At 50.8% G+C, this 25852-nt stretch carries 22 protein-coding genes and 1 riboswitch; of the genes, 20 read left to right on the forward strand and 2 right to left on the reverse strand.

What is annotated here, in order from left to right:
- Positions 1–281 precede the first annotated feature (281 nt).
- The 4 genes from ATW55_RS07850 (at position 282) to ATW55_RS07865 (ending at position 4297) form a co-directional block, all read left to right on the forward strand.
- Positions 282–725 (forward strand): hypothetical protein, encoded by a 444-nt coding sequence (locus ATW55_RS07850; RefSeq protein ID WP_067715219.1) that lies wholly within the window; start codon positions 282–284, stop codon positions 723–725.
- Positions 726–873: 148 nt separating this feature from the next.
- Positions 874–1773, forward strand: a complete 900-nt coding sequence (locus ATW55_RS07855) for an ABC transporter ATP-binding protein (protein ID WP_067715222.1) — start codon at positions 874–876, stop codon at positions 1771–1773.
- Positions 1770–3023 (forward strand): ABC transporter permease, encoded by a 1254-nt coding sequence (locus ATW55_RS07860; protein ID WP_067715225.1) that lies wholly within the window; start codon positions 1770–1772, stop codon positions 3021–3023. Before ATW55_RS07855 ends, ATW55_RS07860 begins: the two co-directional genes overlap by 4 nt.
- A complete protein-coding gene (locus tag ATW55_RS07865) occupies positions 3020–4297 on the forward strand; it encodes a glycosyltransferase family 39 protein (RefSeq protein WP_067715228.1) in 1278 nt (425 codons plus the stop codon). The genes ATW55_RS07860 and ATW55_RS07865 overlap by 4 nt, the downstream gene beginning before the upstream one ends.
- Positions 4298–4988: 691 nt before the next feature.
- Here ATW55_RS07865 and ATW55_RS07875 read toward each other — a convergent pair.
- Positions 4989–6242 carry an MFS transporter gene (locus tag ATW55_RS07875; RefSeq protein WP_067715235.1) on the reverse strand — a complete coding sequence of 418 codons (1254 nt, stop codon included), beginning with the start codon at positions 6240–6242 and terminating at the stop codon, positions 4989–4991.
- Positions 6243–6560: 318 nt separating this feature from the next.
- On the opposite strand from ATW55_RS07875, the gene ATW55_RS07880 reads away from it, so the two are divergent.
- The 15 genes from ATW55_RS07880 (at position 6561) to qoxD (ending at position 23286) form a co-directional block, all read left to right on the forward strand.
- Positions 6561–7565, forward strand: coding sequence for a LacI family DNA-binding transcriptional regulator (locus ATW55_RS07880; RefSeq protein ID WP_067715238.1), 1005 nt, complete (start codon positions 6561–6563; stop codon positions 7563–7565).
- Between the two features lie 211 nt (positions 7566–7776).
- The gene (locus ATW55_RS07885) at positions 7777–10089 is read left to right on the forward strand and encodes a glycogen debranching N-terminal domain-containing protein (RefSeq protein ID WP_067715241.1); all 2313 of its coding nucleotides are present in this window, start codon (positions 7777–7779) and stop codon (positions 10087–10089) included.
- Positions 10090–10131: 42 nt separating this feature from the next.
- Positions 10132–11400, forward strand: a complete 1269-nt coding sequence (locus tag ATW55_RS07890) for an extracellular solute-binding protein (protein ID WP_067715244.1) — start codon at positions 10132–10134, stop codon at positions 11398–11400.
- Between the two features lie 72 nt (positions 11401–11472).
- Complete coding sequence (locus ATW55_RS07895; RefSeq protein ID WP_235587055.1) at positions 11473–12396, forward strand: carbohydrate ABC transporter permease; 924 nt, start codon at positions 11473–11475, stop codon at positions 12394–12396.
- Positions 12393–13229 (forward strand): carbohydrate ABC transporter permease, encoded by an 837-nt coding sequence (locus tag ATW55_RS07900; RefSeq protein ID WP_082685653.1) that lies wholly within the window; start codon positions 12393–12395, stop codon positions 13227–13229. Before ATW55_RS07895 ends, ATW55_RS07900 begins: the two co-directional genes overlap by 4 nt.
- A 176-nt stretch (positions 13230–13405) precedes the next feature.
- Positions 13406–14341 carry an ABC transporter ATP-binding protein gene (locus tag ATW55_RS07905; RefSeq protein WP_067715247.1) on the forward strand — a complete coding sequence of 312 codons (936 nt, stop codon included), beginning with the start codon at positions 13406–13408 and terminating at the stop codon, positions 14339–14341.
- Positions 14334–15281 (forward strand): ABC transporter permease, encoded by a 948-nt coding sequence (locus ATW55_RS07910; protein WP_067715251.1) that lies wholly within the window; start codon positions 14334–14336, stop codon positions 15279–15281. The genes ATW55_RS07905 and ATW55_RS07910 overlap by 8 nt, the downstream gene beginning before the upstream one ends.
- A 30-nt stretch (positions 15282–15311) precedes the next feature.
- A complete protein-coding gene (locus ATW55_RS07915) occupies positions 15312–16037 on the forward strand; it encodes a response regulator transcription factor (protein WP_067715255.1) in 726 nt (241 codons plus the stop codon).
- Entirely contained in the window at positions 15989–17467 is a 1479-nt protein-coding gene (locus tag ATW55_RS07920; RefSeq protein ID WP_153005065.1) for a HAMP domain-containing sensor histidine kinase, read from the forward strand. The genes ATW55_RS07915 and ATW55_RS07920 overlap by 49 nt, the downstream gene beginning before the upstream one ends.
- A gap of 96 nt (positions 17468–17563) precedes the next feature.
- Positions 17564–17944 carry a DoxX family protein gene (locus tag ATW55_RS07925; protein WP_067715261.1) on the forward strand — a complete coding sequence of 127 codons (381 nt, stop codon included), beginning with the start codon at positions 17564–17566 and terminating at the stop codon, positions 17942–17944.
- A 219-nt stretch (positions 17945–18163) separates the two neighbouring features.
- Positions 18164–18301: riboswitch (cyclic di-AMP (ydaO/yuaA leader) on the forward strand.
- 3 nt (positions 18302–18304) lie between these two features.
- Positions 18305–19153 (forward strand): LysM peptidoglycan-binding domain-containing protein, encoded by an 849-nt coding sequence (locus ATW55_RS07930; RefSeq protein ID WP_067715264.1) that lies wholly within the window; start codon positions 18305–18307, stop codon positions 19151–19153.
- Between the two features lie 328 nt (positions 19154–19481).
- Positions 19482–20330, forward strand: coding sequence for a cytochrome c oxidase subunit II (locus ATW55_RS07935; RefSeq protein WP_067715267.1), 849 nt, complete (start codon positions 19482–19484; stop codon positions 20328–20330).
- A 48-nt stretch (positions 20331–20378) separates the two neighbouring features.
- Positions 20379–22304 carry a cbb3-type cytochrome c oxidase subunit I gene (locus ATW55_RS07940; RefSeq protein ID WP_067715494.1) on the forward strand — a complete coding sequence of 642 codons (1926 nt, stop codon included), beginning with the start codon at positions 20379–20381 and terminating at the stop codon, positions 22302–22304.
- Positions 22305–22308: 4 nt separating this feature from the next.
- Positions 22309–22941 (forward strand): cytochrome aa3 quinol oxidase subunit III, encoded by a 633-nt coding sequence (qoxC, locus tag ATW55_RS07945; protein ID WP_067566727.1) that lies wholly within the window; start codon positions 22309–22311, stop codon positions 22939–22941.
- Positions 22942–22944: 3 nt separating this feature from the next.
- Positions 22945–23286: a cytochrome aa3 quinol oxidase subunit IV gene (gene qoxD / locus ATW55_RS07950; RefSeq protein WP_067715269.1), complete on the forward strand. Its 342-nt coding sequence runs from the start codon at positions 22945–22947 to the stop codon at positions 23284–23286.
- A gap of 46 nt (positions 23287–23332) precedes the next feature.
- Here the strand turns inward: qoxD and ATW55_RS07955 are convergent, their stop codons facing one another.
- Positions 23333–24622 (reverse strand): MFS transporter, encoded by a 1290-nt coding sequence (locus ATW55_RS07955; protein WP_235587056.1) that lies wholly within the window; start codon positions 24620–24622, stop codon positions 23333–23335.
- 141 nt (positions 24623–24763) lie between these two features.
- Here ATW55_RS07955 and ATW55_RS07960 point away from each other — a divergent pair, with 141 nt between their 5' ends.
- Positions 24764–25852 (forward strand): NAD(P)/FAD-dependent oxidoreductase, encoded by a 1089-nt coding sequence (locus tag ATW55_RS07960; RefSeq protein WP_067715271.1) that lies wholly within the window; start codon positions 24764–24766, stop codon positions 25850–25852.

Below are 25852 nucleotides of genomic sequence, written 5' to 3' on the forward strand. Positions count from 1 at the left end.
GATCCACCCACACGACTGAAAGACGAGAGTTCTTTGAATCCAGGTTTACATAAACGAGCCATGGTTCACACCCACATCGCTAAGAGATAGGCCGTTAGATGCCTTCTCGTCGATTTTTGGGGTGTACCAGAAATGTCAATAGTTTTATTGTGATTTCATAAACTTTACACAAAAATAGAGATCCAAATTTATACAGCAACTGCATAACTCATGATAACACATTTATATCATATCATTAACATTGCATCGGAGGTTATAAAAAAAATAGGAGGGTCTACTAAATGTTTCGAAACATCAAAAAGAATTTTGTAACACTTGTTGCAGGTTGTATTATGCTTGTATTGCCCGTGGCTGTGACTTCTGGATCGGCATTTGCAGCTACCCAGTCAACCACATCTAGCATTGCTCCCAATTCGACTGCATCATCTAACTATAGCTGGAATTTGTCACCGAATACGTCCTCTACATTCGGCCCAGCGATCGCAGTCACAAATTATGAGAATGTCGGACTAGAACTCGTTCAGTCAAGTCCAAGTGGAAATACGGTCGGGTGGTATCGGTTAGATTATACAAATGGTCAACCGGCAACAGCATGGAATGTAGTAAATGGAAACCAGACGTCTGATTACTGGGTTTATTGGGATGTTGCCCCTGGATCCTACGAGTTGCAAGTATATAATGCTGGTTCCGGTCAACTCCAAGGAAACGGATATCTCTGGTATTAGCTCTTTTAGACAGCAAATGGTGCCGACGTCTTCAGAGATTTGGAGATATCGGTATACCCAAACTATCCATAAGTTGATTTAAGATGTATTCGCGCTTTTCCTGAGAGATAAGATCGTCAAACGACCTTTTAGTAAATTAGGAGGATCTATGTCTGTTTTGCAGGTTAGCCACGTTTCAAGGTCAGGTTTTAATAAACCCCTAGTTGATAATTTGTCCTTCTCTGTTGGGGAAGGGGAAATCGTTGCTCTTGTTGGTCCCAATGGGGCAGGGAAAACGACAACTCTTGGATTAATTCTTGGTTTAATACGTCCTGATTCTGGAAAAATTGTAATTTGTGGACATGATATGAACCGTGATCGGGTACGTGCACTTCGACATGTGGGGGCTGTATTAGACAACGCTGCGATGTATCCCTATTTGACTGGAAGAGAAAATCTGAACCATTTCGCTAGACTGGCGAACATACTAGAAAGAGAGATGCGAATCTCAGAGGCTGTCGCATTAGTAGGGTTACAAGATTGCATTCACAATAAGGTAGGTACATACTCTCTGGGGATGCTACAACGTCTCAGCATCGCACAGGCTTTGATAAGGAAACCTAAACTTCTGGTTCTGGACGAACCTACAAATGGACTTGATTTATTGCACATTCGATTCCTTCGATCATTGCTCAAGCAACTATCTGCAAGTGGTAGTGGAATTTTGATGTCAAGTCACTTATTGCACGAAGTTGAATACACATGTGATCGTATCGTGATGATTAAAAGCGGAAAACTCATTCGAGAATCGACGATTCATGAATTGCAACACTTCGAAAATAAACCCTTTATTGCTATTGGTGTCAGTAATCCGAGAAACGCCATCGAAATCCTACAGTGTAAAGGTTGGGGGTTTCATATGGTTTCAGATCAAGAAATTCAAGGACAGATCGAGAGTTCTACTGTTCCACTCATCATACGACATCTCGTATTTTCAAATATTGACGTTTTTTCCGCAAAAATAATACCGCGTTCACTCGAAGATTTATTAGAAGAGAGCTATTTTTGATCATATATACATGTTTAACGCTAGGAGGGATTTCTATTCTTCGTGTTTTTATTTTTGAATGGGCAAAATTGGTGCGTCGAAGACGGCTTTGGATCCTATCTCTGTTCATGGTTCCTATAAGTATCTATTATGGATTTGGCCTACATCAATATGCAGTCCGAAGCGAAGCGATGTCACCATCCTACCAAATAGCAGGGTACGAGCAGTATTATTCTGGATTGATGCAACGTCTCAAGACGGATCCGCGAAATCAACAGTTCTATCGACAACAATTGAATAACGCTTCTCTTCAAATAAAAATTCTAAAAAACCAGGAATTATCCTATTCATCGAAAGATTGGACGAAATATCTAAAGAGCGAACTTTTATCAAGATTTAAGTCTGTTCGCCTTCAGGGAAATGCTAATACAAACGCTGCTCAGGCACAAAACCAATTAATGATTCTTATAGATAAGTATGAACTGAAGAATTCTGTAAGGCCGCGACCCACTTGGAATCCGACTGCCATGCAATACTTTAATCACTTTATGCCAACGGTTGCTGACCTTATTATTCCATTAATCATTGTTCTCCTTGTTGCTGATGTACTATCATCAGAGAGAAACTCGGGATCAATTCGCTTACTCATTATTCAACCGATCTCTCGTGCACAAATTCTTTTGGGAAAATGGATACTTGGATTGACGAGTACGATGATTATGACGATCATCGTTATGCTAGGTCTATTTGTTATCGGCACACTCATGATGGGATTTGGTGGGTTGAGACAGCCCGTTGCTGTGGGCATTGCTTATCAATTTGTGCCTATCTCATCCATAATAAATGGTTCAGGTATACATGGCCAGTCAATACAAGTTATTGATTTAAAACAGGCACTTGTGATCCCCCAGTGGGCCGTATTGATTTATTCGATCGGGTTGACAGTTCTTTCTGAATGGGCAATAACGAGTCTGGTCGTGCTTGTTTCCACATTGACCGCATCCCCACTTGTCAGCACGGTTATTTCACTGTTCATCGTATGTACAGGGTATTTAATCAGTCGGATAGCTGATGCACATCTATGGATTTTGCCATTCTATTTTACATATCTAGATTTAATGAAAATCTGGATGGGTTCTTTGTCATCAAAGATGAACATGAATATTTCTCTCTGGACCGGAATTAGCGTGCTGATCATCTGGATTGCCATTCCAATCATTCTTGCTTGTTGGCGTTTTTCACGCGCTGACTACATGGGGACATCATCATGATGAATCAATGGTTTACGGCGTTTACGAAGAAAAAGAAAATACTCAAATCAATCTTTCATGACTCAGCGCTTCCCATCGTTTTAGTAACAACACTTATCTTCCATATATGGGTGTGGCAGCATTCTTCGTACACCTTGACGGGTGATATGATACGCTACGACCAAATGGCGAGGCACCTTGTATATCAACACTACTTGGGTTTCGGACGAGTGCCCGATGCCTATGTCACGCCAGGCTATCCTCTTTTCGTGGCGGGATTGTATGAGTTGCTTAGGGTCTTTGGGCTGGGGCAGCATTCACAGATTTCCTCCTTTATTCGATTTTTCTTTCTCATCCAACAGCTATTCACCGTTTCCATTACTTGGGTGAGTTATGCGTTGGCGAGAAGGTTAGCAAATTTCTATATCGGAATTGCCGCAGCGTGGCTTTCTGTATTCTATCTTCCCAATGCATTCATTGGTTCGATGATGTTGACGGAGGCGCTGTATATTCCTGTATTGCTCTTGGTCGTTATTGTCTTTGTTGACGCCCAAAAAAAGGAGAGTATACGGGGATACATGTTTGTTGGATTGATTCTCGGGTTGGCGACGTTGGTACGTCCTACGGCAGGAATCCTTCTTCCGCTATGGGCATTGCTTATCTGGTTAAAACCAAAAGCTGGACCATTGAAAGTTTTGCTTACCGAACGATTTGCAACGGTGTTTCCTTTTGTTGCTGCTTTAATTTTGGGCTTTGTCATAACGATGATTCCGTGGTGGGTGCGCAACCTACTTGATTTTCATCATTTCATTTTTCTCTCGTCCGAGGCGGGAAATCCATTGCTCCAAGGCTCTGATCCATATTTCCATATATCACTAAATCATTTACTTGCCATGGCGTTGGACAGTCATTGGGGGCTCCAGACGTATGCGATTAGACGAATTTGGCATGGATTCACACATCACTTCTGGTATTACTTAGGCTGGTATACCATTGGGAAGATACCTCCTCTTTTTTATAGTCCATGGTTGCTTTGGTTTTTTGCCAACAGTAAAGCTTTCATATGGGTGCATCGATTGATTTGTGTGCTAGGTGGCCTCTCTGCGGTTGTGAGTCTCAGACGGCTCGCACTACGTCCGCTGGCTGCAACAAGCATCCTTCTCACAGTAGTGCAATTTGCCTTTCTTCCAATCGAGCGTTATGTATATCCGGTAATCGTTCTTTGGTGCGTATTGATTCCACTGATTGGTAGTCATTACCTATCGCGAATATCTCTAAAGTTAAATAGAAATTGAAAAAACATCCAATGAAATTTAGACACATGATGTTCTCAATTGTTGATCGATACGAAACTAAAGATGCGTGTATAAAAAAGATGTTACGAATGATCCACTAAACTATGTAAAATAGGATTCCGCATGGCCAATTTGAAGAGCTAGATTTTTCGACTTTATTTTTGTGAATCCGTGCAGTTCACCGTGTAGAGGGTCGCCAATACCATAGGGTTTAATCAGTGCCCCTTTTAGTTCGAGCAATGATCGGGGCAAGGATTTTTTCCTTCTGTTCCGTTTTATAAACAGACAAATCCTCGACGGCTTTTTTGCTGAAACGTATCTCCACATGGTATGGTTTGAGTAGATCGTTTAAAACCTCTACTACCGTTAACATTATTCCTCCTCAACGCTGTCACTCAGTAAAGCAATTCGATTTACATCCAAATCAAGATCATAAATAACCTGAGCTAACGGAGTTTCTGAATGGTCATTCTTTCGCTCCAAAACAATTTGATATATGATCTGCTCCATTGCTTCCTCTACAAACTTTAAAACATCTGAACGCGCGTAGTTGTCATGGTCTCTGGCACCCCGTTTGTACCTCCGTTTCACTCAAAAGTATGCCATCGCAACGTTATTTGATGCGTACTATCACATGGATCATGTGTATTGGCAACACGCTCGTTTACGTGGATATCGATTACTACGAAGATCACGATGGCAGCGAGTGCGATTTGGCATGGAATACCTCCTCTTTTCGCAGTCGAATCATCGCCAGGATGCCGAGTAGGGGGCCGATGCTTAAAATTGAAAATACAAAGCGCCAGCCTAGTTGGTTTTGCAGGTATGGAATCAAGTTGATCGATACGACTGTGACGAGAAATCCGATGGCCATTTGAAACGTGAGTGCGGTGCCTGTGTATTGTGGTTCTGCATACTCCGTGACGGCAGCCGAGAATTGCGCGGAATCGGCGATCACTGAGAATCCCCAAATGCTTGCCACTGTGATCGTAATCCACACGGGGTCTCGGTAGGTAAAGCCGATCGCAACAGAACAAATAGCGCTGATCGTCATCGCGACGCTTGTAAGGCGCGCCCTGCCAATCTTGTCTGCGAAGGCGCCGCCAAGCGTGCTGCCGGCTGCCCCGGCAATTCCGATGACCAAGAAGGCGTAAAATGTACTGGCGTGTTGCAGGGATTTTCCGTGAATCGTGTATGAAAAACTCGCGGTTAAAAAGATGGGGAGCCACGTCCACATGGCATAGAGCTCCCACATATGTCCGAAATACCCGTAATTGGCAAGCATGACGGGACGATTCCTGATCACTTGTTGCAGCATCTTCAGTGAAACGGGGGCCGACTTGATCGAAATTTGTGGGGCATCTGGTAAAAGAAAAAGAATGAGGACAGCGGAGAGCAGTGCCAGGAGTGAACTGATCCGTATAATCCATACCCAGTCGATGGATGTCATGAACAACAGAATAAAATGAGGTAGTGCAGACCCTAGCGTCAATCCTCCTATGAGAATGCCCATGCTGATTCCCCGTTTCGTAGGAAACCACTGGGACAGTATTTTTACCGCGATAGGATAGACTCCTGCGAGGGTGATCCCTGTAAGAAATCGTAAGATGAGGGATTGATCGATCCCGGGACTAAAAAGTAGCAGTCCGTTTACGATGGAACCAGTGAGTGCTGACAAAGCAAAGAGCCTTCTTGATGGTACGCGATCGGCGATGCTTACATACGCGCTTGTAGAAGCGCCAACGACAAATCCAATCTGGACAGAAGCTGTTAACCATGCTCCCCACACTGGTCCGACATGCCACTGTGCCTCCAATTGAGGTTCGACAGCGGACGCGCTGAACCATAGACTTAATGCGAATAATTCTGCGAGTGCGATCCAAACAAGTGCGAGCCATCGACTGTAGGGATGGGTTCCTGGTTGTACGGTTTGATTGTCAAGCATGATTTACCCTCGTCCTTTTCAACACTTCTGCGATATCCTGTGTCGTGCTGCACCATCATTATAAAACGTATCACTTCAATTGGGGAAAAGGGAAGATCTCTGTGTCATTCTAAGTACGGATTGAAGTGCGTAAAGTTTAAGCTCGATAGGCTACACCAAAAACAGGTTGCGCATCCAAAACGTTTTGGATATACTTTGTTTAGGAAGAATCACAAAAGATTGCTAGGGTGTCCGAGGAAATTGGCGATCAAGGCCTATCGCTTCGGGCGTAACAAAGCAGTGTGAGATCGGCGAGTGAGTGGGTAGGGGGGCGCAACGTTGCCAGTTACCATCCGCGAAGTGGCAAAAGCGGCGGACGTCTCGATTACTACCGTCTCGCGCGCATTGAATGGGTATAGCGATGTGAGTGAAGAGACGCGTCGGCGTATCATGCGCGTGGCGGAGGAGTTGAACTATCGTCCGAACGCGGTTGCGCGCAGTCTTGTCACGAATCGCACGCGCACGATCGGCTTTTTGGTTTCTGAGCTTAGCAAGGGACGAACGGGCCACTACTACCTGTTTCCGATTCTTTACGGGATGCAGGATCGACTCGCGGAACTCGGGTACGATCTGATACTCGTCAGTACGACGACGACGCGTCAACGCGAGATTACGTATCTTGACTTCTGCACAGAGCGCCGTGTGGAAGGCGTTGTCGCGATGGGGCTGCGATTGGATGACCCGTATCTGCATGAGATCGTGGAGTCGCCGCTGCCGAGTGTCGTCATTGATGTGCCGCTTTTGAGTGATCGCTGCGGGTATGTCATGACAGACAACGTGTACGGCGCCAAGCTTGCGGTTCGCCATCTTCTCGGGCGAGGCCACAAAAAGATTGGATTTGTAAACGGTCACAGCCAGGCGGCGGTCAGCATGGATCGGCGCCGCGGGTATGAAGAGGCGATGGTGAGCGCCGGGTTTAGAGCGGACCAACTTCCGGTGTTTGAGTCTGATTTTACGCTGGAAGGCGGGAAACAGGCGAGTGAGATTCTCCTTGAAAAGCATCCGGAATTGACGGCGATCTTTTACGCCAGCGATTTGATGGCGATTGGCGGACTCCGCTTTTTGCACGAGCGCGGTCGCAACGCGCCGAAGGATTTGGCGGTCGTTGGATTTGACGATGTGGAATTGTCAGAAGTTGTAACGCCTGCACTCTCCACAATTCGCCAGAAGCGATACGAAATCGGCGTGACGGCGGCAGAGATGCTTGTCGAGATGATGGATGCGGATGGTTTTCCGCAGGGCAGGATGCTCGCACCCGAGTTGATTGTGCGCGCCTCCTCCTGAAGGTGTGGCGGTTGTCACGCAAAGTGCGACATGGTTTGAGTGAAAGGATTTTTTTGTTTATTTTCCGAAACGTTTCGGATGAATGTATGCGTTTTCTCAATTTGCTATAAATGATTGCCAAAATGTTCGGGTGCATTCGCATAAATAGGGTGTGTCGCGGTTTCGGCGGCGTGAAGTTTGCTGGATGAAGTGGTTTGAAAGGGTGTCGGCTATGGATTTTCACGTCATCAAAGAAAACGATTTATTTCTTCTTTCCAAAGGGGATGGACGGGTTCCGCACCCGGAGGAAGATGCGTTTGGCTATGGCCTTTTTACGAAAGATACGCGCATGCTTTCCGTGCTGGCGATGGATATTGAGCCGCTGAAGCTCACGCTGCTTGACGCGGATGCGTCCGGAAATTATCGCTCTGTCTACCACTATAGCAATGAAGGGAATCCTGTCGCAGAAACGTTTCCGGGGCAGTCCATTTTGGTGACAAATCAACGGACGGTTGACGGGCAGACGTTTCGCGATGAGGTGACGGTTGAGAACTTCGGTAAAAAAGCGGTTGATTTGACGTTGGTCTATCACGTTGACGCGGATTTTCGCGACATGTTTGAAGTGCGCGGCTACGCTCCGAAAAACCTCAGTCGCTCCATTCAAAAAGAACTGGCGGGACACACCGCGCGCATTTCGTATCAGGCGGTTGATGGACAGATACTGACGACAAATTTTGCGCTTACACATGTGGGGGATGCGGCAAAAGAGACGGATGACGCGCTGAACGACGTGCATACCACGTCACGCGAGGGCGACGGCGAGGATCAGGTGCTGCGCATGCGGACAGAAGAAACGCGTGGGAATGGCGCGATGAGCGCAGGATCTGAGCGCGGAATCACGCTTCGTCTGCCGATCCGCGTTAGAGCGCAAGGAAAAGAGACGTATGTGTTGACTGTTTTGCCGCAGGTGCAGAATTCGGGGGAACGCCTGGAAACCGAAGAAATCCACGGTATCCGAAACGTTTCAGTTTACACAGAATCTACGAATTTGGATCAGGTCGAGAGCGCGTATCAATTGTGGCTTGCACAGACCACGAGAGTTAGCGGTGATGCTTCCTTTGTAGCGTGGTACGACCGGGGAATCAAGGATATCCGGATGCTGCTCTCCGATATTGGCTATGGAACATTTCCTGTCGCAGGCGTTCCCTGGTACGCGGTCCCGTTTGGCCGGGACAGTCTGATCACCGCGCTTCAACTGTTGCCCGTTGACCCGCAGGTGGCGCGCGGCACGCTTTTGACGATGGCTGCCTTTCAAGGTAAGAACTACGATCCTGCGCGCGATGAACAGCCGGGAAAGATCATGCATGAACTGCGCGTCGGCGAGATGACACGCATTGGCGAATTGCCTTTTGGCCCGTATTACGGATCGATTGACTCGACGCCTCTCTTTTTATGTCTCGCAGCAGATTATTTTGCGTGGACGGGGGACGAAAAAACGCTGCGCGAGTTGTTGCCGACGATCGATCGCGCGTTTGCCTGGATTGAGCGCGATGGAGATCGCGACGGCGACAGTTTTGTCGAGTATTACCGCGAATCAGAGCGCGGCATCTCCAATCAAGGGTGGAAGGATTCGGGCGACTCTGTGGCGCACACGGACGGCAGACTTGCGCAAGCGCCGATTGCACTGTGTGAGGTTCAGGCATATGTGTATCGGGCCTACCGCATGTTTGCGCCGATTTATCGCCACCTGGGACGCGCGCAGGAGGCCGCTCAATTTGGGGAACGTGCGGCGCGCTTGCGAAAAAACTTTCACGACGCATTCTGGATTGAGGAAAAAGGGATTGTCGCACACGCGCTGGATGGACAGAAAACACGTGTGGAAACCGCAGCCTCCAATATGGGGCACGTCCTCTTTGGCGGGATACTTGATCGCGACAAAGCGCAAAGGGTGGCGGCGCGCCTGCTCTCTGACGATATGTTCTCAGGGTTTGGCATTCGCACGCTGTCAACGCATGAGGTTTCCTACAACCCGATCAGCTATCATAACGGGACCATCTGGCCGCACGACAACGCGCTCATCATCGCGGGACTCGCGAATTACGGTTTTCACGAAGCGCTCGCAAAAGCGGCGGGTGCGCTCAATCGCACTGCGTCGAAGATGGAGCATCACCGCTTGCCTGAACTTTTTGGCGGACTCTCCTCCGATCTTGTTCATCAGCCTGTACCGTATCCCGTCTCTTGTTCGCCTCAGGCGTGGGCGGCCGCAACGCCTTGCATGGTTTTGCAGGCGCTGCTCGGGGCAAGGCCAGATGCGCTCACAGGCATCATCGAGCTAAACCCCGTCCTGCCAGACGGCGTCGATGCACTAAGCGTCAAAGGTATGCGCCTTGGTGAAGCGACGCTGAGTGTGACGCTTGAGCGGGATGAACAGAACCAAACCCGCTATCGCGCACAGCTTGAGGGTGGCCCGTGGAAGATCGGGACGATCCATTCTGAGAGGGGTGATGCGGAAGAAGTAGACATGAATGTTCATGGTGTGCAGTGAGAAATGAGCAAATGTTGGTCAATCAGAGGAGGGTCAATTCAAATGAAAAAGAAGAACGCAAACAAGTGGTTTGGCATCGCGGCAAGTGGCGCCCTTTTGGCTGGATTGGTACAAGTCGCCCCATCCTTTGCGGCAACGCACAAAGCGGCACCGCGCAAGGCAGCGCCCGTGATCCATCTCACACTCGGGCAGTGGTCTTCCAGTCCCGCTGAGCATCAACTGGTACTCAACCAAGCCGCGCTCTTTATGAAGGAAAACCCAGGCATCGATGTGTCGGTCCGCGTGGTGACGGGTAACTACCTACAAGTTATGCAACCAATGCTCGCATCCCATACTGCACCGGACGTTTTCTATGTCGACTCTTCGTACGCCCCGCAACTCGAGGCATCGGGCGTTATCATGCCACTCAATCACTTTATCGCGCAGGATCATGTCGCAGTCAAAGATTTCTATCCAAATCTCGTCAAAGCATTCACGTACCGCGGCACGATCTATGGTTTGCCAAAAGACTTCAACACGCTCGCGCTTGAGTCAAACCCCGCGCTGCTCGCAAAAGCCGGAATCAAAACGCCTCCTGCGACATGGGCGCAATTCGCAGTGGATGCCGCAAAGCTAAAAGCCAAGGGCATCGTGCCGATCTCTTTCCCCATCGACGTGGCGCGCTACTATCCATTCATTCGCGACATGGGTGGCAGTTACTACAACACGAGCCGCGGTCTCGCGACGTTCCCGAACAAGAACAACTTTGCGGGGCTTAACTGGTTCATGCAGATGAACGAGAAAGGTTACTTTGTCAACCCGACGCTTCAGGGCGCGAGTTGGGGCGGACAGGTGTTCGCAGAAGGACGCGCCGCGATGACCGCAGAAGGCGCGTGGATCGTACCATCACAGCAATCGACTGCGCCTAAAATGAAATACAACATCACAAACTTCCCTACGCTAAACGGTCACGACTCGAACATGGTGTATACCGTTGCGTATGAAATGGCGAAAGCCACAAAGTATCCGGCTGCCGCGGCAAAACTTTTGTTCTTCATGACAGGTCCGCAAGCGCTCGCAATGACCGCAAAAAGCGGAATTGCGATGCCTGCGCGCAAGAGCCAAGAGCCACTGTTCCTAAAAGATTGGCCTTCGTACAAAGCGTTTGTCAATGGCGTCAAAGACGCGTATCCATACCAGTTTGGCCTGTTGGGTCAAAACTTTGTCAACGCGATCAACAACGCGACGCAGGCAGGCATTCTCAAGCATCAGAGCGCGCAAACGGTGCTCGGAAACGCGGCAAGCACGCTCAGTTCTCAGAGCAACTATTAATCTGCCATTCTCGCGTGCGTCTCGCGTCGATTCTGCGGGGCGCACGTGAAATTTTGAGGAGGGGGCTACACCGTGGGGGTGGAATTGGCGAAACTTCCGAAGATGAAACGTCGCCGCATCACACGCAGTGCCGTCGATCAGGCGTTGGCTGGCTATCTCTTCGTTTTGCCAGCACTCGCGTCGCTCGTCATTTTTCTGTTGGGACCTATCATCTATTCCTTTTATATCAGCTTCCAACACTTCAACTATCTCGATCCGCAGGCGGCCACCTGGGCTGGATTTGACAATTATCTTCATCTCTTCGTTGATCCCGTCTTTTTGCAGGCGCTATGGAACACGTCTTTGTATACGCTTGTCGTCGTTCCCGTACAAACCGCCATTGCGTTGTTTCTCGCGCTGATTGTCGAGCGCATTCGCGGGAAAAGCTTTTTTCGCGTCGCCTATTATCTTCCTTCTGTCACGTCATCTGTCGCAGTCAGTGTGATGTTTGTTTTTATCTTTGGACAGACGGGCCTTTTAAACAACTTTCTTTCTATTTTTGGGATTCAGGGGCCAAACTGGCTGAACAATCCCTCGACGGCGCTTCTCGCTGTGATGATGATCGGCGTGTGGACGACGGTCGGACAGTTTATGATCATCTATCTGTCGGGTCTGCAATCGATTCCAGAAGACGTCTATGAGGCGGCGTCGATCGACGGCGCTGGCGGTGTGTCGATGCTTCGCTATATCACGGTGCCGCTCCTGAGGCGGACGACGTTTCTGATCGTGGTTATGGGGATGATCGGAACCTTTCAATTGTTTGATACAGTTGATGTCATCTCAAATGGACAGGGCGGTCCGATTGGCAGCACGATGACCGTGGTGCTTGATATCTTTAACAAGGCGTTCCGGGATATGGCCATGGGGTATGCGTCTGCGATGTCGTTTTTCTTGTTTGTCGTCATTCTCATTTTGACACTGATTCAAAACTTCGTGCTCGGGAGGGAGAATCAATGATGAAGACACAAACGAGAAAGAACAAGATGGGGATAGGAACCATCCTGTTTTATGCGGTGGCCATCGGCTATGTCTTTGTCACGCTGTCCCCCTTTTTATGGTCGATTTATACATCACTCAAACCCACATCTGAAGTGTTTACGACATTTGTTCCGTGGAATACTTTGACACTCAGCAATTACACGTACATCATGGGGCAGTTTCCCTTTGCGCGCTGGCTGCTCAATAGCTTGATCGTCGCCGTGCTTGTCACGGTTGGCAATCTCGTGGTCAACACACTTGCCGGCTATGCGTTTGCAAGGCTTAAATTTCCGGCACGCGGCTTTTTGTTCTATTGTTTTCTCGCAATCATGATGATTCCGGGACAAGTGCTACTCGTGCCAATCTATATCATGCTTTCACAGATCGGTTGGATCGACACGTACCAAGGCTTGACCGTTCCTTTTCTCATGAATGCATTCATGATCTTTCTCGCTCGTCAGTTCTTTCTTGAGATGCCAAAGGATCTGGAAGAGGCGGGGCGGATTGACGGGTTGTCCCACTGGGGCGTATTTTTCCGAATCTATTTGCCGCTTGCGTCGCCGCTGCTCGCGGCGCAGACGATTCTCACGTTCCAGGGGAACTGGAATTCATTTCTCTGGCCGCTCATGCTTGAGACAAGTCAGCACATGTATACATTGCCGGTCGGGCTGAATTCGTTTTACGGCCAGTACAACGCCTACTGGAACAGTGTTTTGGCGGGTTCGATCCTGCTTACCATTCCAATGATTGTCGTGTTTCTCGTCTTTCAAAAACAGTTCATCAAAGGGATTGCAACGACTGGAATCAAGTAGCCCTGTTGATGGACTCGGTCACGTCATGTCTCGCATCATCTGAAGCGCACTCCTGTGAGTGCAATTCGGGTGATGCGAATTTTTTTGCGATCAGGGGGGCTGCTTTATTCTTTCTTTAGATTTGCCTGCTACTGTGAGCGTGTGAAAACAGCAAAAGGATCGAGTGGAGGACGCACATGGCAGAGCAGGCAGCCGTCACACTTCAGAATGTGACCAAACGCATCGGTGCAAAGACGCTGGTGGACAACCTATCGTTAGACATACCGGCAGGGGAAGTGTTCGGATTTTTGGGGCCCAATGGCGCGGGAAAGACGACGACGATCCGCATGATGGTTGGATTGATCTCAATGACGCAAGGCAAGGTGCTCATCAAAGGGCACGACGTGGTGCGTGAACATCGCGCGGCGCTCTCGCAAATCGGGTGTATCGTCGAAAACCCGGAATTGTACAAGTTTCTGACAGGGTATCAGAACCTTTTGCACATGGCTCGCATGACGCCGGGAACGTCGCGCGCGCGCATCAATGAGGTCGTCGAGATGGTGGGTCTGCAAAAGCGGATTCACGAGAAGGTAAAGACCTATTCGCTCGGAATGCGCCAGCGTCTGGGTCTTGCTCAGGCTCTGCTGCATCGTCCGGCCGTGCTCATTCTCGACGAACCGACAAACGGTCTTGACCCAGCCGGCATCCGTGAGCTTCGTGATATGCTGCGCCGTCTCGCGTGCGAAGAAGGCATGAGTGTGATTGTGTCAAGCCACTTGCTCTCGGAGATGGAACTGATGTGCGACCGCGTGGCGGTAATCGCGCAAGGGAAGCTGATCCATGTGGAGCGCGTGCAGGAATTGATGGCGATTGGCAACGAGGCGCAGGCGACGGTCTTTGACGTCGCAGACCCAGGCGCTGCGCTCTCCTATTTGCGCGAGCATCTCGGGGATGCATTTGCGATGGAGGTGGAAGGTCCAAAAACCGTGAGGATAATGCTCACGCGTGACCAGATTCCGCAGATAATCGAGACACTTGTGCTCGGGAAAATTCCTCTGTATGGCGTGCAGACACAGGGCAAGACGCTCGAAGATACCTTCTTGCAGATGACGGGAGATGGAGTCATTGCTTAATCTGATTCAGAATGAGAATATGAAAATTTATCGACGACTGCGCTCATGGATTTTTGTGATCATCATGGTTGGCATCGTCATTCTGACGGGGACGCTCATGAAAACGCACGAGGCGCCGATCCCTGCAAACTGGAAGGCGTCTCTTGCCGTCAGTGACCAATCGCTGCAAAGCGCTGTGACGAGCCCAAATGTGCCTGCGCGTGTCAAGAGCACGCTTGAATTGACACTCAAGAAGAATGAGTATGCGATTGCGCACAATATTGCGCCGAGCGCAACGACGGCCTGGGGCTTTGCGACGACGATTGAACAGCGTGCGACCGGCGTTCTCATTTCCGTTTTTGTCGCCATTGTGGCGGGGGATATCGTGGCGGGAGAGTTCTCGACAGGGACGATCAAGCTGCTCTTGACGCGACCGCAGAGTCGCGGGCGGATCCTTCTCTCGAAGTATATTGCCACGCTGCTTTTCTCCGTATTTTTAATCGCGGTTACTATGGTTGCATCGCTCGCCGTCGGAGGGCTTCTCTTTGGCTTTGGCGGTGTTGACCAACCCTATTTGTACCAAGCGGCAAGCGGTGCGATAAAACAGGTCAACATGGTCGCTTATCTGTTCATCAACTACGGGTATAACAGCATCACCATGATCATGATTGCCACAATCGCGTTTATGATCTCGACCATTTTTCGCAGCAGCGCCGTGGCGATCGCCATCTCCATCTTGTCGCTCTTCATCGGAAATACGCTGGTGTTTGTGCTGAGTTCGTATTCGTGGGATCGCTACATCCTGTTTGCGAACACCGATCTCTCACAGTATCAGTTCGGCACACCTGTTCTATCAGGCATGACGCTTGGATTCTCGATCACCATGCTCGCCCTTTACTTTGTCGTGTTAAACGCACTCTCGTGGTATCTTTTTAAAAAGCGTGACGTGTCGCTCACGTAATCCCTGAAGGCGGTGGACTGGGGGAATCGGATGCAGGAATATATTCTTGTCGTGGACGATGAACCGGAGATTTGCATGTTTCTAAAGGAAGTCCTGGAACGCGTCGGGTATCAGGTGGAAACGGCGCATTGCGGCGACGAAGCGATCGCTCGTGTCAAGACGGGTCCGCAGCCGGATTTGATCGTGCTCGACGTGATGATGCCAAGGATGGATGGCTTTGAAGTGTGTGAACAACTGAGGCGAATGGTCAACTGTCCGATCCTGTTTCTAAGCGCGCGCGATCAGGAAGTGGATCGTGTGCGTGGACTTATCGTCGGGGGCGACGATTACCTCGTCAAACCGTTTAGCGTCAAGGAACTGCGGGCGCGCGTGCACGCACATTTGCGCCGAGAGACGCGCGCGCGTGCGGATGACGGTCCGCGTTTGATGCACATCGGGGCACTGTCGATTGATGTGCAGGGAGGCGCCGTCGCCGTGAGAGGGGAGCCAATTCCGTTTACTCAGCGTGAGTTTGCGATCCTCATGTTTCTCGTGTCACACCAAGGGCAGGTGCTCTCAAGAGAACAGATTTATGACGCGGTGTGGGGGATGGACGCGCAAGGGGATGTAGCGACGGTGACGGAACACATTAAAAAGATACGCGCAAAACTCGCCGTCTTTGATACGGAGCGCTCGTATATCAGCACAGTGTGGGGTGTGGGGTACAAGTGGGAGAGGGAAAACGGAGGATTCGTCACTCGATCCGAAAGCAGATGATCCTGAGTGTGATTCTGATCGGCGTGTGCAGTTTCGCGGCCACCCTCGTTACGTATATCCTCGCAGCCCATTTGGGGGTATTCGCGGGACAACAACGTGTGATGCAAAAAGGTGCAAAACTGGAGGCGCTCGTTCGCGCGCAGGGCGCTGCTGTTTTGAATCGTCGTATGGAGACGAGCCTGACTAAGACATTTCCGCAAACGCTTGGCGTCTATGAAGTGATGCGTCCTGATGGAATGCCGCTTTATGGCAGTGAGACGCGCAGGTTGTATGACTCTGCCCAAAGCGTCGCGCGTCACTTGAACATCGAGAATGTGCAACCTGTGCGTGGGCTGATCGGCGGAACTGTGACAAGGCTCATGCCTGTGCTCGGGGCAAACGGAACGCTTGTCGGCGCGGTGTATTACGCCTTTTCGTTCCATCCTTTTCAGGGAAGCGCGGAATTTTCCCGAACTCCACTCGTCATTGGGACACTCATGACACCCTTTTTCTTCATTGGACTCTTTACGTACCTCTTTTCACGCAGGTTGAGTCGAAAGGTCAATCGACCCGTGCAGACGCTTATGAAGGCGATTCAAAAGATTCAAGCGCGCGATCTCGATTTTGTCGTCGAGGAGAAGAGCGACAATGAGTTGGGTGATTTGCTTTATGCGTTTGAAAAGATGCGTCAGGATCTCAAAGAAGCGCTGTTGCGCCAGTGGTCGCTCGAAGAGGAGCGGCGGGAACTCTTGGCGGCAATTTCGCACGATGTGCGCACGCCGCTCACGATGATCCGCGGTCACGCAGAATTGCTGGGTGAGATGGAGGGACGATCGTCAACTGCGGCGCGCTACGCAGAGACGATTTTACGCAATGTCGATCGCGTGACGCATTTGATGAGTGATCTGCACACGGTGGCGGAGCTTGAGCGTGGGCAGTTTGCGATTCGGCCGCGACTCGTTGCGCTGCGTGAGCTTCTTGGCGCGAAGATTGAAGAGTATCAAACGTGGGCGGCGGCAGAGGCGATCCGTGTGGATCTGAGCTATGCGGATGCGCAGGATGATACGGACGCGGTGGGTGGCGCTGAGTTGGTTATGCTGGATCCGGATCGATTCGCGCAGATTTTGGATAATCTGATCGCGAATGCGCTGCGCTTCACGCCGCGTCGTGGTCAGATTAGCTTGAGCGTTGAGCAGCGTGAGGATGGCTTGTCTGTGCGCGTGCAGGATTCTGGCCGCGGCTTTATGGCAGGGGATGAGAATAAGGTATTTCGCAAGTTTTATCAGAGTGACCCTTCGCGGACGGAGGGGGAGCATCATCGAGGACTCGGGCTCTATATCGTAAAGACGCTTGTCGAGGCGTGCGGCGGAACGATTGCCGCGAGGAATGCGCCGACGGGCGGCGCGATTGTGGAGCTTTTCTTGCCGGTGCACATTCTACATAACTTATAAAAATAATGTTGTTGACAATAAGTAAGCGATTGTAGTAAAGTAAACCTGTGATCAGTAACTTGTAAAAGGTTAGATGATATTAAGGGGGAAGCGAAATTGAACACAGGTCTGCTTATCATTCGTCTTGTCATTGGACTCACCTTTGCCGGGCACGCCACACAAAAATTGTTCGGTTGGTTTGGCGGGTACGGACTCAAAGGGACGGGCGGTTGGTTGGAGTCCATCGGCCTGAAACCGGGATACCTTATGGCACTTCTTGCGGGCCTCGCCGAACTGGCGGGCGGATTGCTTTTTGCTTCTGGGATCTGGTTTCCTGTCGGTGCGGCTTTGATCATTCTGACCATGCTTATCGCCATCGTTACGGTTCACGGCAAAAATGGCTACTGGGTGACGCAAAACGGTATTGAGTACAATGTCGCGCTTATCGCGATTTCGCTCGGTCTCGCGCTTGTGGGGCCTGGCTCGCTTGTTCTCTAAAGAATTAAAGAAGATTGATCCAATCAAGATGTACACGTGGCTGTGCGCAGAGGCGCACGGCCTATTTCACTTTATACCAGTAAATCCACAATTTGAGGGTACAAACTTTTGCGTTGTCCACGTATAATGACGCTCATGTTCGAAATTAGTCTGCACACGCGTAGGACAACACGCTGAATCAACACACGCGTAGGACAACACGCTGAATCAACACACGCGTAGGACAACACGCTGAATCTGCACTCGTGCAGTACGGGGGATCTGTGTCCGCAAGGACATGGGGTGAATCGCCTTCAGGCGTAGGGTTGCTCTCGACCCGAACCCGTCAACTAACCTCGGAAGCGAAAGGGAGGTTTTATAATGAATAAGAAATTATGGGCATTTTCAACGCTCGCTACGATCGCGCTTGGAGCATCCAGCCTGGCGCCCGCATTCGCCGCAACGGTTACGGTTCAATCAGGCCAATCGCTCTGGTCAATCTCGCAGCAACAACATGTGCCTCTCGCGGGCCTCGAGCAAGCGAACCCGTCCGTCAATCCAGCCAATCTGCTCATCGGAACAGTGTTACAGCTTCCGCAGGGCGCACCCTCTTCCTCTTACAATACGTACACGGTACAACCTGGGGATACCTTTTGGACGATCGCAAACGCGCACCACGTGTCGTTGTCAGCGCTTATCGCGGCGAATCCTAACGTACAGGCGAACAATCTGCTGATCGGCAGCACGCTCGCACTTCCCGCAGGAGCGCATGTCGCCGCGCAGCAGACAACTCCGGCAACCGCGTCCTCAGCGACGACCACGGCGAGCAGTGCAACAAGTGGAGCGCAAAGTGGTTACACCGCATCCGACCTGTACTGGATGGAGCGTGTGATTCACGCAGAAGCGCAAGGGGAGCCTCTCGCTGCGCAAATCGCAGTGGGTGACGTTGTTCTCCATCGCATGGAACAACCGAATGGACCCACGACGGTGCAGGGTGTCGTTTTTCAAGTGATCAATGGGCACTATCAATTCACATGCGTGCCTCAAGGCACGATTTATCAGGCGCCTGACGCGACAAGTGTCACGGCGGCACTCGATGTCCTGCAGAACCATCAAGATTTGGTTCCCGGGGCGCTCGTGTTTTACAATCCAGCGCAGACACCCGCCTCCAGTTGGGTGCGGCAACAACCGTATCTTGCTTCAATCGGCAACTTTGTATTCGCAAAATAAGTGATCATCGGGTGATTCATCCGCTGAGTGAGAAGGCCCTGCGTAGCGCGCAGGGCCTTTTTAGTCATTTTTGAGGGGTCTGAATGGATGACGCGATCATGTCAAATGGATGATGTGACGATCGTCAGAATGGATCTTGCAAGTTTATGAACGAATTGTAACGGAATGTCGAGAATCGAAGGACATCGCGTTTGAAACGCAACGTGAAGGGTGTAAAACGTGATAGTGTATGGAGCGAAGTGCTGCTTAGCGCTGGAGTGGAGGGCTTGCTTCAGCGCGCAGTAGAGGTGGATCACTTGTTTTATCAAGCAAGAGAGGAGGAGTTTATGTGGCAAGGAACAGGAAAATCCTTCGTCGATTCAGCTGGGTGGTCATGGCTTCTTTATTATTGACGGGATGCAGCACGCAGATTCCCGTTTTGCAGCCGCAAGGACCCGTTGCACAGCAAGAGTTCGGACTTATTGAATGGTCATTCTTTTTGATGTTGTTTGTTGCGATTGTCGTTTTCATTCTGTTTGGCGTGTTTATTTACCGCTATCGAAATACGCCAAACAATAAAGCGCCTTATGAACCCGATATGGAAGGCAGCCGTAAACTGGAGTTTATCTGGACGCTGATTCCGGTCATCATCGTTTTGCTGATCGCGGTGCCCACGGTGCGCACAACATACGCTTTGCAGGCGCCGCCAAAGACGGCAAAAACCGATCCTCTTGTCATCGACGTAACCAGCGCGGCGTGGAAGTGGATCTTCCAGTACCCGAAAAGCGGCCTGGAAACAGTGAACTACTTGGTTATCCCTGCCAATGAGCCAGTGCAGTTTAACCTGACGTCCGTCGGTCCGATGAACACATTCTGGATTCCGTCGCTTGGCGGGATGGAGTTCAACATGCCAAACGTGACGCTCGGTCTTTGGCTTCAGGCGGATCATCCTGGTATTTACCTGGGGAGAAGCGCGAATTTTTCTGGCGTTGGTTTTGAACACATGTCTTTCACTGTAAAGGCTCTATCCATTCCGCAGTTTAACACATGGGTTTCTGCGGTTAAAAAGACAGCTCCTGCGTTATCAAACGCGGAAAATAATCAGATCCTTTACACCCACGGTTTGTCGCCAAAGCTCACGTTTTCATCGTATCCGTCGACAAAAACGACGGGCACGGCAGGTATGTCTGGAATGTAAGGAGGGATTGCGATGCTTCCAAAGTATTTTTATAACTTCAGCACGTTTATGTCGATGTTTCCGCACAATTACCTGATTTACGGTGCGGACGTTTCCATCGTCGGTGCGACGGCGCTCATCATCTTTGTGCTTACGTACTTTAAGAAGTGGAAGTGGCTTTGGGACAACTGGATCACCACGGTTGATCACAAACGCATTGGTATCATGTACATTCTTGCGGCGTTTGCCATGTTCTTTCGCGGCGGGACCGACGGTCTTTTAATGCGCACGCAACTCGCGCTCCCAAATCTGCATTTTTTGAGCGCGCAACACTATGATGAGATCTTTACGACGCATGGCACCATCATGATCCTGTTCATGGCGATGCCCATGCTGATCGGGCTTATCAACGTGGCGGTACCGCTTCAAATCGGCGCGCGCGACGTCGCGTTTCCCTATTTGAATGCGATCAGCTTTTGGACATTTTTCTTTGGCGCAATGCTGTTTAACATCTCTTTTGTCTTTGGCGGATCACCCGACGCGGGGTGGACCAGTTATGCGCCGCTTTCAGAGCTGCAGTTTGATCCAGGACCTGGTGAGAACTATTACCTGCTTGGACTTCAACTCGCCGGAATCGGGACGATCGCCACAGGCGTCAACTTTCTCGTCACCATTCTCAAGATGCGCGCGCCTGGCATGACGCTCATGAAAATGCCGCAGTTTACGTGGGCGACACTGATCACTTCCATTATTATCATCTTTGCGTTTCCTGTGCTGACCGTGGCGCTCGCGCTTTTGACGATTGACCGTTTGATGGGCGCACACTTTTTCACGATTGCCGCAGGCGGAATGCCGATGATGTGGGTCAATCTGTTCTGGATTTGGGGTCACCCGGAAGTGTATATCGTCATCTTGCCAGCGTTTGGTATCCTTTCGGATGTGATCAGCACGTTTTCTGGCAAAAAGATTTTTGGTTACAGTGCGATGGTGGTTTCACTCGCCACGATCGCGGCGCTCAGCTTTACGGTCTGGGTGCACCATTTCTTCACGATGGGCGCAGGGGCCGCTGTCAACTCGTTCTTTGGCGTATCGACGATGCTGATTGCCATCCCGACGGGTGTGAAAATCTTCAACTGGCTTTTTACGATGTATCGCGGACGGATTCGCTTTACGACGCCGATGCTCTGGGCGCTCGCGTTCATCCCGACATTTGTCGTCGGTGGGATGACAGGCGTGATGCTCGCCGTTGCACCGGCTGACTATCAGTATCACAACAGTTACTTTTTGGTCAGCCACTTTCACTACGTGCTGATCGGTGGGACAGTCTTTGGCGCGTTTGCGGGGATCTACTACTGGTGGCCGAAAATGTTTGGCCACAAACTGAATGAGCGTTTGGGGCGCTGGCATGTCGGCACATTCGTTCTCTTTTTCAACATGACCTTCTTTCCAATGTACATTGTGGGACTCATGGGCATGACGCGCAGGATGTACACCTATCCGGCAGGACTTGGCTGGACGGCGCTCAATTTGATTGAGACGATCGGCGCGTTTGGACAGGGTGCATCGATGATGATCATGGCGGTCAATATTGTGAGGAGCATCAAGTTTGGCGAACGGGATGTGACGGGAGATATCTGGGATGGACGCACGCTTGAATGGTCGACCACATCTCCCGCGGCAGAGTACAATTTTTCTGTGTTGCCGCACGTCACCTCTGTGGATGAGTGGTGGGAAGAGAAGAAACGCGGCGTCGTTCGTCCGGATCACGCCACCTTCAAGCCGATTCACATGCCGAACAACTCTGGTTGGCCGTTTTTGATCGGACTTTCCTTTTTCGTTGCAGGATTTGGACTCGTCTTTAACTGGTGGCTCTCAGCGATTGTCGGTGCGCTCGGGATCATCACGTTCTTGTTCCTGCGTTCGTTTGACTACAACACCGATCACTACATCCCGGTTGATGAAGTAAAACGGGTTGAAGCCGCGGCAGGGAGGTAATCAGATGGCCTATTCAATCCCTTCAGACGACCATGAACACGCGATTGACACGAGTGGACCGCTTGAGTATTCAACCGAAGAGAACAAGCTCAAGATTCTTGGCTTCTGGGTCTTTCTCGGCGCGGAATTTGTCCTTTTTTCCTGTCTGTTCGCAACGTATATCGTGCTGCACGGCAACACGGCGGGCGGACCGACATCGCAGCAACTGTATGACGTAAACGGCTTTATGACAGAGACGATGCTGCTGCTTGTCAGCAGCTTCACATCCGGGCTCGCGATTCACGCGATGCGCAACAACCAGAAGAACCAGATGATCGTGTGGTGGATTATCACGATGGGGCTTGGCGCCGGGTTTGTCGGCATGGAGATCTCGGAGTTTGTCCACTACGTCTCGATCGGCGCGACCATCTCGCGCAGCGCGTTTCTCTCCGGGTTCTTTACGCTGGTCGGAACGCACGGTGCGCACGTGACGCTCGGATTCTTCTGGATGTTATCCATTCTCATTCAGATCATCCGCAAAGGAATCACGCCGATTACGGCGCGCAAGGCATTCGTCGTAAGCCTCTACTGGCACTTTCTCGACGTGGTGTGGATCTTTATCTTTACGGTCGTCTACCTGACGGGTAAGGTGGTGTAATCGATGGACACATCGCATCATGATGGACACGAACACACAGCAGTCAGCACACATCGCGAAGGATTTCCGTGGAAGGATATCATTGGCCTCGTCTTGTCGCTCGCATTGACGTTCGCCTCTTTGCACATTGTGTTGACGCATGCGTTGCCGCTCGGAGAATTGATTACTGCGATCGTCGTTTTAGCGGTGTTTCAGTTGTTCGTCCAGCTCTTTCTCTTCATGCATTTGACGGAGAAGACGGGGACGCGCTCGAATATTGGGGCGCTGGCTTTTGGACTCTTCGTCGCATTTACGATCGTGGCGGGATCGATCTGGATCATGGCGTTTAACTCGACTGCATCTTGACGCTGCCTGGGTTGAGGTCAAGAAACGTACACAAAAGAACTGCCGACTAGTTTGTCGGCAGTTCTTTTGTGTGCAGATCCTCTTGTGGAGATTGATCGAGATCGCGCTGCAGATAGAGATAAATGGCGTTCAAAAGGAGCATGCCCATGGTGACATAAAAAACAGAGCGTATGGAGTAGAGCGCCGCTACGTTGCTTCCAAGAAGTGGGCCGATCAGATTGCCGAGAAAGACGGATGACGAGTTGATCCCAAAAGCGACAGCCTGCAAGTTTGCTGGAGCCTTCTTTTTGACCAGGACGTTGAGGGAAGGAATCATTCCGCCAATAAACAGCCCGAGCAGCGCGCGCCCGATGAGAAGAACGGTCATGTTGGTCGCGATCGCCTGTGGAATGTAAGTTATCATGGCCATGATGAGCGCGATGATCAAGACGCGCCGCTGCCCGATGCGATCACTCAGACGTCCGAGGGTGGGGGCGCCGATCAGGTTTGCGAAACCGCTTGTCGCGACGACAAGGCCCGCCATCACGGCGAGGTGAGGACCAGTATAGATGGTTTTGGCATATAAGGTGACAATCGGCTCAATCGTCATCATGCCTGCCTGGATCGTGATGGATGCAATGAATACGGGGAGAAGTGGACGAAGTGCGTGGAGCCTCGTGCGATTGGACTGGGACTTTGGTCTTTCTGTGCGCTTAGGTTCGTGAACAAACACGAAAACGATCAGGCTTGCGAGAATCAGCAGCGCACCGGTAAGGTAAAAGACACCTTTGAACCCCAGCGTCTCAGACAAAAAGCCGCCGACGAGCGGGCCAAGCAGAGAGCCTGCAATCGCGCCGGTTTGCAGTGTGCCAAGCGCGCGTCCGGAGTGCTCGGTGGGGGTCGTTGATGCCTGGAGCGAGACGGACATTGAGATGAATCCTGAAAATACGCCGTTAATGAGACGCAATCCGAGGAGTTGAAACGGGGATGTCACAAACCCCATGAGCGTTGTGATCACTCCCATGCCAATCCCGGCGCGCAGAAGCATTGGCTTGCGCCCAAAACGATCGGCCATCGCCCCCCAGATCGGCTGAAAGATGACAGAGGTTACAAACTGGATGGCGAAAATAGAGCCGCTCCAGCGGTCGAGCGCCTGCGGTTGATGCACGCCGAGCGTCTCGATGTACAGGGGCAGAAAAGGGAGGATCAGGCTCATTCCGGCAGTCACCGCAAAGTTTGAAACCCAAAGAATGACGAGCGTTCTCTTCCAGTTGATATCGATCACCTCGTCCATTTCAATCCATACAGGCGCAGAATCGTCTCTCGTTTCGTCGATTCGTCTATATGAAACGATCATAATAAATTTCGTGATTCGAATCAAAGCTTCTGTGAAGGTTTATGGAATGCGTGGTTTGCGTGTGTTACCATTGGTGTGAAGGATTTTCAGGATCGCTGTGCATGGGTTCAGCGATGTTTTTTATTCATTGGAGGACTCGGAATGAACACCCATCGAATTGTTCTTCTTGGCGGCGGCTATGGCGGCATGTATTTTATGCGGACACTGCTTGCGCGCCTCCCTGACCATGTGGAAGTCACGCTGATCGACCGCCTTCCCAAAAGCCCGCTGAAGACAGAGTTTTACAGTATCACGGCAGGCACGACGTCTTTAAAAGATGTCACGATGCCCTTTCCCACACACCCCAAGCTGACATGCATTTTTGATGAAGTACTGGCGATTGACCAGGAGCAAAAGATCGTCGCCTGCCGCGAACAGGGCGACGTGACGTATGACACGCTCGTCGTGGCGCTTGGGTGCGTGGACCGCTTTCACGGCATCCCGGGGGCAGAGACGTTTGCGAATAGCCTGCAGAGTTTAAAACGCGCCCAAATGACTGGGCATGCCATTTTGACGTTGGATGCGTATCGCTCTGTCGTATTGATCGGCGCCGGACTGACAGGCATTGAGCTGGCGGCAGAACTGCGCGAGTCGCGGCCCGACCTGAATGTGACCATTGTGGACCGAAATGACAAGGTGTTAAAGGGCTTCTCTCCGAAACTGCAGGATTATGTCGAGTCGTGGCTCACCGATCACGACGTGACAATTCTTCACGGAATACAGACGGATCGGATCGAGGCAGGCCACATTGTGCATCAACACGGGGAGATTTCATTTGATCAACTCGTGTGGACAGCGGGGATTCAGGCAAGTCCGCTTGTTCGCACACTGCGCTGTTCTTATGATTCGATCGGACGGGCTGTGGTGAATGAATGGCAACAGCTTCCAGATGATCCTGACGTGTTTGTCATCGGTGACAGTGCCGCTTCGGTCCATCCCCCATCTGCGCAACTTGCGGAGTTCCACGGTGAATACGCGGCGCAAACCATTCTCGCTCTCCTTCAGAATGAACAGCCAAAACAGCGTGAGTATCAGAATAAAGGACAACTCGGATCCTTAGGAAAAGAGATGGGGTTTGGCCAGGTCAAAGGTGTCGATCTGTCAGGAAAAATTCCGCGTCTGTTAAAAAGCGGTGTGTTGTGGTCCTATAAAAAACATGTCGAGAAGGCCACCGTTCTCACAAAGGAGTAA

The organism is Ferroacidibacillus organovorans (assembly GCF_001516615.1).
Classification (GTDB): domain Bacteria; phylum Bacillota; class Bacilli; order Alicyclobacillales; family SLC66; genus Ferroacidibacillus; species Ferroacidibacillus ferrooxidans_B.

What these genes read in the sequence shown, in the direction of transcription:
- ATW55_RS07850 (WP_067715219.1), top strand. Translation starts at nt 282, where the DNA reads ATGTTTCGAAACATCAAAAAGAATTTTGTAACACTTGTTGCAGGTTGT.
- ATW55_RS07855 (WP_067715222.1), top strand. Translation starts at nt 874, where the DNA reads ATGTCTGTTTTGCAGGTTAGCCACGTTTCAAGGTCAGGTTTTAATAAA.
- ATW55_RS07865 (WP_067715228.1), top strand. Translation starts at nt 3,020, where the DNA reads ATGATGAATCAATGGTTTACGGCGTTTACGAAGAAAAAGAAAATACTC.
- ATW55_RS07875 (WP_067715235.1), bottom strand. Translation starts at nt 6,242, where the DNA reads ATGCTTGACAATCAAACCGTACAACCAGGAACCCATCCCTACAGTCGA.
- ATW55_RS07885 (WP_067715241.1), top strand. Translation starts at nt 7,777, where the DNA reads ATGGATTTTCACGTCATCAAAGAAAACGATTTATTTCTTCTTTCCAAA.
- ATW55_RS07890 (WP_067715244.1), top strand. Translation starts at nt 10,132, where the DNA reads ATGAAAAAGAAGAACGCAAACAAGTGGTTTGGCATCGCGGCAAGTGGC.
- ATW55_RS07900 (WP_082685653.1), top strand. Translation starts at nt 12,393, where the DNA reads ATGATGAAGACACAAACGAGAAAGAACAAGATGGGGATAGGAACCATC.
- ATW55_RS07905 (WP_067715247.1), top strand. Translation starts at nt 13,406, where the DNA reads ATGGCAGAGCAGGCAGCCGTCACACTTCAGAATGTGACCAAACGCATC.
- ATW55_RS07915 (WP_067715255.1), top strand. Translation starts at nt 15,312, where the DNA reads ATGCAGGAATATATTCTTGTCGTGGACGATGAACCGGAGATTTGCATG.
- ATW55_RS07930 (WP_067715264.1), top strand. Translation starts at nt 18,305, where the DNA reads ATGAATAAGAAATTATGGGCATTTTCAACGCTCGCTACGATCGCGCTT.
- ATW55_RS07940 (WP_067715494.1), top strand. Translation starts at nt 20,379, where the DNA reads ATGTCGATGTTTCCGCACAATTACCTGATTTACGGTGCGGACGTTTCC.
- qoxC (WP_067566727.1), top strand. Translation starts at nt 22,309, where the DNA reads ATGGCCTATTCAATCCCTTCAGACGACCATGAACACGCGATTGACACG.
- qoxD (WP_067715269.1), top strand. Translation starts at nt 22,945, where the DNA reads ATGGACACATCGCATCATGATGGACACGAACACACAGCAGTCAGCACA.
- ATW55_RS07955 (WP_235587056.1), bottom strand. Translation starts at nt 24,622, where the DNA reads ATGATCGTTTCATATAGACGAATCGACGAAACGAGAGACGATTCTGCG.
- ATW55_RS07960 (WP_067715271.1), top strand. Translation starts at nt 24,764, where the DNA reads ATGAACACCCATCGAATTGTTCTTCTTGGCGGCGGCTATGGCGGCATG.